The 6,683-nt window shown below is 60.7% G+C and carries 5 protein-coding genes and 1 rRNA gene; 5 read left to right on the top strand and 1 reads right to left on the bottom strand.

Features of this window, described 5'->3' with window-relative positions; translation table 11 throughout:
- Positions 1-7: 7 nt before the first annotated feature.
- Positions 8-120, top strand: a 5S ribosomal RNA gene (gene rrf / locus CSZ94_RS05530).
- A 128-nt stretch (positions 121-248) separates the two neighbouring features.
- Here the strand turns inward: rrf and uraH are convergent.
- The gene (uraH, locus tag CSZ94_RS05525) at positions 249-602 is read right to left on the bottom strand and encodes a hydroxyisourate hydrolase (protein ID WP_035824942.1); all 354 of its coding nucleotides are present in this window, start codon (positions 600-602) and stop codon (positions 249-251) included.
- A gap of 121 nt (positions 603-723) precedes the next feature.
- Here uraH and puuE point away from each other — a divergent pair, with 121 nt between their 5' ends.
- The 4 genes from puuE (at position 724) to xdhC (ending at position 6,676) form a co-directional block, all read left to right on the top strand.
- Positions 724-1,677 carry an allantoinase PuuE gene (gene puuE / locus CSZ94_RS05520; protein ID WP_102120587.1) on the top strand — a complete coding sequence of 318 codons (954 nt, stop codon included), beginning with the start codon at positions 724-726 and terminating at the stop codon, positions 1,675-1,677.
- 99 nt (positions 1,678-1,776) lie between these two features.
- On the top strand, positions 1,777-3,243 hold the full coding sequence (xdhA, locus tag CSZ94_RS05515) for a xanthine dehydrogenase small subunit (protein WP_102120586.1): 1,467 nt from the start codon (positions 1,777-1,779) through the stop codon (positions 3,241-3,243).
- A 10-nt stretch (positions 3,244-3,253) separates the two neighbouring features.
- Complete coding sequence (gene xdhB, locus CSZ94_RS05510) at positions 3,254-5,599, top strand: xanthine dehydrogenase molybdopterin binding subunit (protein ID WP_102120585.1); 2,346 nt, start codon at positions 3,254-3,256, stop codon at positions 5,597-5,599.
- A gap of 9 nt (positions 5,600-5,608) precedes the next feature.
- A complete protein-coding gene (gene xdhC / locus CSZ94_RS05505) occupies positions 5,609-6,676 on the top strand; it encodes a xanthine dehydrogenase accessory protein XdhC (RefSeq protein WP_102120584.1) in 1,068 nt (355 codons plus the stop codon).
- Positions 6,677-6,683 lie beyond the last annotated feature (7 nt).

The raw sequence follows: 6,683 nt of genomic DNA, 5'->3' as shown, positions 1-6,683 counted from the left end.
AGTTATGCCTGATGACCATAGCAAGTTGGTCCCACCCCTTCCCATCCCGAACAGGACCGTGAAACAACTTTGCGCCGATGATAGTGCTGCAACCAGTGTGAAAGTAGGTTATCGTCAGGCTTGTTATTCGTAGTAGAAGAAAACCCCGCCAGCAATGGTGGGGTTTTTTTTCGTCTGACGCTTTGTTTTGCTAGCAGACAGACGAAAAAAAAGCAGCGCTGCGCGCTGCCTTTGTCATCTAACGTCGATTAACTCCCTCGATACGTCGAATACGACCATGGCGATACCACCAGCGGCACATGGTAATTCTCATCCGTATGGGCAATACCAAAGGCCAGGGTCACCAGATCGATGAAGCGGGGCGAGGGCAATTCCACGCCCTGGGCGGCGAAATAGTCGCCTGCGTTGAAGACCAGTTCGTATTGACCCGCCTTCATGCTGTCGCCTTCCAGCAATGGCGTGCTGCAACGGCCGTCGCTGTTCGTCATATCCATCTTCAATAACACTTTGCCTTCCGGCGCGACGGAAAACAGGGCCACCTTGACGCCGGCTCCCGGCCTGCCGTGGGCGATATCGAGTACATGCGTGCTGAGTTTTCCCATTTGCTATCCTGTATATAGGGTGAGTGAATGTGCTTATCGTGCAAATCATATACCGGCGACTGCGCCGGACTATATGATTGGACATATAGCCAACATTGTCCTCCTATAGGCGCGCCTCCGCATGAACAATTACGAACATTATCCACGCGACTTGATCGGCTATGGCCGCACGCCACCCCATCCGCAATGGCCGGGCAAGGCCCGCATCGCCCTGCAATTCGTCCTCAATTACGAGGAGGGGGCGGAAAACAACGTGTTGCATGGCGATGCCGCCTCGGAAACGTTTTTATCGGAAATAATCGGAGCGGCCGCATTCCCTGCGCGCCACCTGAGCATGGAGTCCATTTATGAGTACGGTTCGCGTGCCGGGCTGTGGCGCTTGCTGCGCATGTTCGAGGAACGGCGCCTGCCGCTGACCGTGTTTGGCGTATCGATGGCCTTGAAACGCAATCCGGAAGCGGTAGCCGCCTTCCAGCAACTGGGGCATGAAATCGCCTGTCATGGCTTGCGCTGGATTTCCTATCAAAACATGGACGAAGCGACGGAACGCGAACATATGCGCGTAGCCGTGCAGATCATCCGCGCATTGACGGGTTCCGCCCCGCAAGGCTGGTATACGGGGCGCGATTCGCCAAATACGCGCAAACTGCTGGTCGAACATGGCGGCTTCCGCTACGACGCCGATTATTACGGCGACGACCTGCCGTTCTGGGAGAAGGTGGCGTACACGGATGCCGCCGGCATGCCCGCCGTGCAGCCGCAACTGATCGTGCCCTACACCCTGGACACGAACGACATGCGTTTTGCCGCCATGCAAGGCTTTAATTCGGGCACGCAGTTTTTCGATTATCTGAAGGATGCCTTCGATGTGCTGTACGCGGAAGGCGATCCGAACGGATTGAACCAGCCGAAAATGTTGTCGGTGGGTTTGCATTGCCGCCTGGTAGGGAGGCCTGGACGGGCTGCGGCGCTGGCGCGCTTCCTCGACTATGTGCAGCGCCATGAGCAGGTGTGGATCACGCGCCGCATCGATATCGCCGAACATTGGCATGCGACGCATCCTTGCACTAGCTGATGGGTATTGATATTGGATGATAAGTAAAATCAGTCTTTGCATATAGTTGTCGCCTATGCCGGTGTTAATCTCCTATACTGGGACTATACCGAGGCTAGCATGTCAGAACCGATCCGCTTTTATTACCGTGGTGCCGTACAGGAAGTACGCAACGCCGCCCCTACGCAGACTGTGTTGCAGCACCTGCGCGAGGATTTGCGTTGCACGGGTACCAAGGAAGGCTGCGCCGAGGGCGATTGCGGCGCCTGTACGGTGGTCATCGGCAGCCTGGTTGACGGCCAGGTCGAGATGAAGGCCGTCAACGCCTGCATCCAGCTGACGCCTACCCTCGATGGCAAGGCCCTGTTTTCCGTGGAAGACTTGCAGCAGTCCGATGGCGCCTTGCACCCGGTGCAGCAGGCGATGGTCGAATGCCACGGTTCCCAGTGCGGTTTTTGCACGCCCGGTTTTGTCATGTCGCTGTGGGGCATGTATCTGGCGAAAAACGGCGAGACGCCCACGCGCTGCGAAATCGACGATACGCTGTCGGGCAATCTGTGCCGCTGCACCGGCTACCGTCCCATCATTGATGCGGCCAGGCGCATGGGGGAACTGCCGCTTGTGACATTCGACCGTGATGCTTTGGCGCAGCAATTGCATGCGCTGCAGCGCGTTAGCGTGAGCACCTATGAACACGGTGGCCAGCACTTCCACGCGCCACGCAGCATCGCTGAACTGGTGGCGCTGCGCGCGGCAAAGCCGCAAGCGTGTCTGCTGGCCGGCTCCACCGATGTGGGTTTGTGGGTCACCAAGCAACTGCGCGACCTGGGCGACATCATTTATCTGGGCAACGTGGCAGCGCTGAAAACCATCGCCATTGCGCACGACAAGCTGCACATCGGCGCTGGCGCCAGCCTGAACGATGCCTATGCGGCGCTGTGCAAGCACTATCCAGACGAGTTGTCGGAACTGTGGCAGCGCTTTGCTTCCTTGCCGATCCGCAACGTCGGCACCTTGGGCGGCAACGTGGCCAATGGTTCGCCCATCGGCGATTCGATGCCGTGGCTGATTGCGCTGGGCAGCGAGATCATGCTGCGCGGTCCCGCCGGCCAGCGCAGCATGCCGCTGGAAAACTTCTATCTGGGTTACCAAAAGAAAGATCTGCAACCCGGCGAATTCGTCGAAGCCGTGCGCGTGCCCTTGCCGCGTGCCGATGTGCATTTCCGCACGTATAAACTGGCCAAGCGTTTTGACCAGGATATCTCGGCCGTGTGCGCAGCATTTGCCTTCCAGCTTGACGGCGAGCGCATCGTGGACGCGCGCATCGCCTTTGGGGGCATGGCGGCCACGCCGCAGCGCGCTACGCAAACGGAAGCATTTTTGCTGGGGCAGGCGTGGACGGAAGACAATCTCCTCATCGCCATGCGCTTGCTGGCCGACGATTACGCACCGCTGTCCGATATGCGCGCCTCGACTACCTATCGCATGACGACGGCACAAAATCTGTTGCGCCGCTTCTGGCTGGAAACACGCTCCGGCGCGCCTTTGCTGCGCACCGCCGTCAACGCCTACGCTTGCCGCGCTTGAAAGGACCAGCATGAACCATCCTGCCACGCCCGAACTGCAAGCGGCCGCCTGGAGCGCCGTGGGCAAGCCCAGTCCCCATGAATCGGCGCAATTGCATGTGCTTGGGCAAGCCACCTATACGGACGATATCGCCGAACTGCAAGGCACCTTGCATGCGGCGCTGGGCTTGTCGCAAAAGCCGCACGCGCGTATCACGGCCATGGATTTGTCCGCCGTGCGTGATGCGCCAGGGGTTGTCGCCGTCTACACGGCACAGGATATTCCCGGCACCAATGATTGCGGCCCCATTATCCACGACGATCCCATCCTGGCGTTTGATCTGGTGCAATACGTGGGCCAGCCCATCTTCATCGTGGTGGCCGATACGCACGACCATGCGTGCCGCGCCGCCCGTCTGGCGCAAGTCACCTATGACGAGCTGCCGGCGATCATGACGCCGCAAGCGGCCAAGGCCGCGCAATCATACGTGCTGCCGCCCATGCAGCTGACGCGGGGTAACTACCAGGTCGCGTTCGAGAAGGCGCCGCATGTGGTCAAGGGCCAGCTGTATGTGGGTGGTCAGGAACAGTTTTACCTGGAAGGACAGATTTCCTACGCCATCCCGAAGGAAGCACAAGGCATGCTGGTGTTGTGTTCTACCCAGCATCCGAGCGAGATGCAGCACGTGGTGGCGCATGCACTGGGCGTGCATTCGCATAACATCACCGTTGAATGCCGTCGCATGGGCGGTGGTTTCGGCGGCAAGGAATCGCAGTCGGCCCTGTGGGCGGCAGCCGCATCGATTGCAGCGGCAAAACTGAAGCGTCCCGTCAAATTGCGCGCCGACCGCGATGACGACATGCTGGTGACGGGCAAACGTCACTGTTTTTATTATGAGTATGAGGTGGGCTACGACGACGATGGGCGTATCCTTGCCGCCAAGGTCGACATGACCACGCGCGCCGGCTACTCGGCCGACTTGTCCGGCCCCGTCGCCACGCGCGCCGTCTGCCATTTCGACAACACTTATTATTTATCCGACGTGGATATCCGCGCCGCCTGCGGCAAGACGAATACCCAGTCGAACACGGCTTTTCGGGGCTTTGGCGGGCCGCAGGGCGCCATCGCCATCGAGTACGTGATCGATGAAATCGCCCGCCATTTACAACGCGATGCGCTCGATATCCGCCTGCTCAACTTCTATGGCCGCAACGATGGGGACGGACGCAATGTCACGCCGTACGGGCAAAAAATCGTCGACAACGTCATCCATGAACTGGTTGCCGAACTGGAAGACAGCAGCGATTACCGCGCGCGCCGCCTGGCCATCGATGCGTTCAACGAGGCCAGCCCTATTTTGAAGAAGGGCCTGGCATTCACGCCCTTGAAATTCGGCATCGCCTTCAACGTCACGCATCTGAACCAGGCCGGTGCGCTGGTCTACGTGTACGTGGATGGCTCCGTGCTGGTCAACCATGGCGGCACGGAAATGGGGCAAGGGATCAATACCAAGGTCATGCAGGTGGTGGCGCACGAACTGGGCCTGGACCTCGAATGTGTGCGCGCTACGGCCACCGACACCAGCAAGGTGGCAAACACGTCGGCCACGGCGGCGTCCACCGGCGCCGACCTGAACGGCAAGGCGGCGCAGGATGCGGCGCGCCAGATCCGTGAACGCCTGGCTGATTACGCGGTCAAACTGTATGGTGGCGACGCTGGCACTGTGCGCTTCTTCGATAACCATATCCACGTTAACGGCCATGTCGTGGCGTTTGCGGAGCTGGTGCAAAAGGCTTACCTGGCCCGCGTACAACTGTGGTCGGACGGTTTTTATGCCACGCCCGGCCTGTCGTGGGATGCGAAGACGATGACGGGCCATCCGTTTTCCTACTATGCGTATGGCGCGGCCGTGGCTGAAGTGGTGGTCGATACCCTGACGGGGGAGTGGAAACTGCTGCGCGCGGATGCTTTGTACGACGCGGGCCAATCGCTCAATCCCGCGATTGATCTGGGTCAAGTGGAAGGCGCGTTTATTCAGGGCATGGGCTGGCTGACGACGGAGCAGCTGTGGTGGAATGCGGCGGGCAAGTTGATGACGCACGCGCCATCGACGTACAAAATTCCCGGCATTTCCGATTGCCCGGAAGATTTTCGCGTCAAGCTATTTCAGAACCGCAATGTGGAAGACAGCATCCACCGTTCCAAAGCCGTGGGCGAGCCACCGCTGCTGTTGCCGTTTTCCGTGTTCTTTGCCATCCGCGACGCCATTTCCAGCGTGGGAAATCACGCCGTCCAGCCGCCGCTGAATGCACCGGCCACCAGCGAGGAAATCCTCAAGGCGGTCATGGCCGTGCAAGCGGTTTTCGCTAACGCATAGGAGCAGAGAATGAGCGACTGGCTGACAGCAATGGAGAACGATACGCAGGCATCGGTGCTGGTGACGGTCGCCCTGGTGGAAGGGTCCGGGCCGCGCGAGGCGGGGGCGAAGATGCGCGTCACCCTCGATGCTCAAATGGACACCATCGGCGGCGGCCACCTGGAACTGCGCGCCGTGGAAATTGCCAAGAGCATGCTGGCGACAAGAGACACGCATGCGCGGCTCGAGCGTTTCGCGCTCGGCCCCAGCCTGGGACAATGTTGCGGCGGTGTCGTCCACCTGGCGTTCGAGTATGTCGATGCCAGCCTGAAAGAGTTGCTGGCTGTTTTGCGCGAACGGCGCCAGCACGACAGCTGGAAGGTCACGGCGCTCGATGGCGAGAGCGCTTCGGCCCTGTTCGATGCGGCGGGCACCATGGTTGTCGGCATGCCGGGCCAGGCGCCCGACACGTTTTCGCGCGAGCGCGCAACCCATGTGGCGCAGGACGGCCTGGGGCGGCGCTGGCTGGTCGACCCCTGCCTGGCGCCGCGTGCCCATTTGACGCTGTTCGGCGCCGGCCACGTGGGTGCCGCCATCGTGCGCGCGCTGGCCCACTTGCCCTGCACTATCACCTGGGTCGACGAGCGCGAAGACATGTTTCCCGCGGCGTTGCCCGATAATGTATGCGCCGCCGCCACCGATACGCCCGAAGAATTTGTCGCCATGGCGCCGCCCGGCGGCAGTTTTCTCGTCATGACGCACAGTCATGCGCTCGATCAGCGCTTGACGCAAGCCATCATGGCGCGCATGGATGCCGGCTGGTTCGGCTTGATCGGTTCGCACACGAAACGCCAGCAGTTCGAGCGCCGCCTGCAGGCGCGCGGCGTGTCCGAGGCGCGAATCGCCGCCATGGTCTGCCCCATCGGCATGCCAGGTATCCGCAACAAGGCGCCGGCCGTGATCGCCGCCGCCGTTGCCTGTCAATTACTGATGGTGTGGGAGGAAGCCGCTAGCGCGGCCCTGGCCACACCGCTGCGGCTGGTACCCGCCAGCGCGCCATCGCGCCGCAAAAAACGCGCCGCCATACACCCGTTATAGAAAGAAG

The sequence above is a fragment of the Janthinobacterium sp. ROICE36 genome (genome assembly GCF_002869965.1).
Taxonomy (GTDB): domain Bacteria; phylum Pseudomonadota; class Gammaproteobacteria; order Burkholderiales; family Burkholderiaceae_D; genus Janthinobacterium.
The sequence above is the reverse complement of the archived record's forward strand: the minus strand, read 5'-3'. Positions and strand labels throughout refer to the sequence as shown.

Excerpts from the sequence above, each read along its gene's own strand:
- puuE (WP_102120587.1), top strand. The coding sequence starts at position 724 with ATGAACAATTACGAACATTATCCACGCGACTTGATCGGCTATGGCCGC.
- xdhA (WP_102120586.1), top strand. The coding sequence starts at position 1,777 with ATGTCAGAACCGATCCGCTTTTATTACCGTGGTGCCGTACAGGAAGTA.
- xdhB (WP_102120585.1), top strand. The coding sequence starts at position 3,254 with ATGAACCATCCTGCCACGCCCGAACTGCAAGCGGCCGCCTGGAGCGCC.
- xdhC (WP_102120584.1), top strand. The coding sequence starts at position 5,609 with ATGAGCGACTGGCTGACAGCAATGGAGAACGATACGCAGGCATCGGTG.
- uraH (WP_035824942.1), bottom strand. The coding sequence starts at position 602 with ATGGGAAAACTCAGCACGCATGTACTCGATATCGCCCACGGCAGGCCG.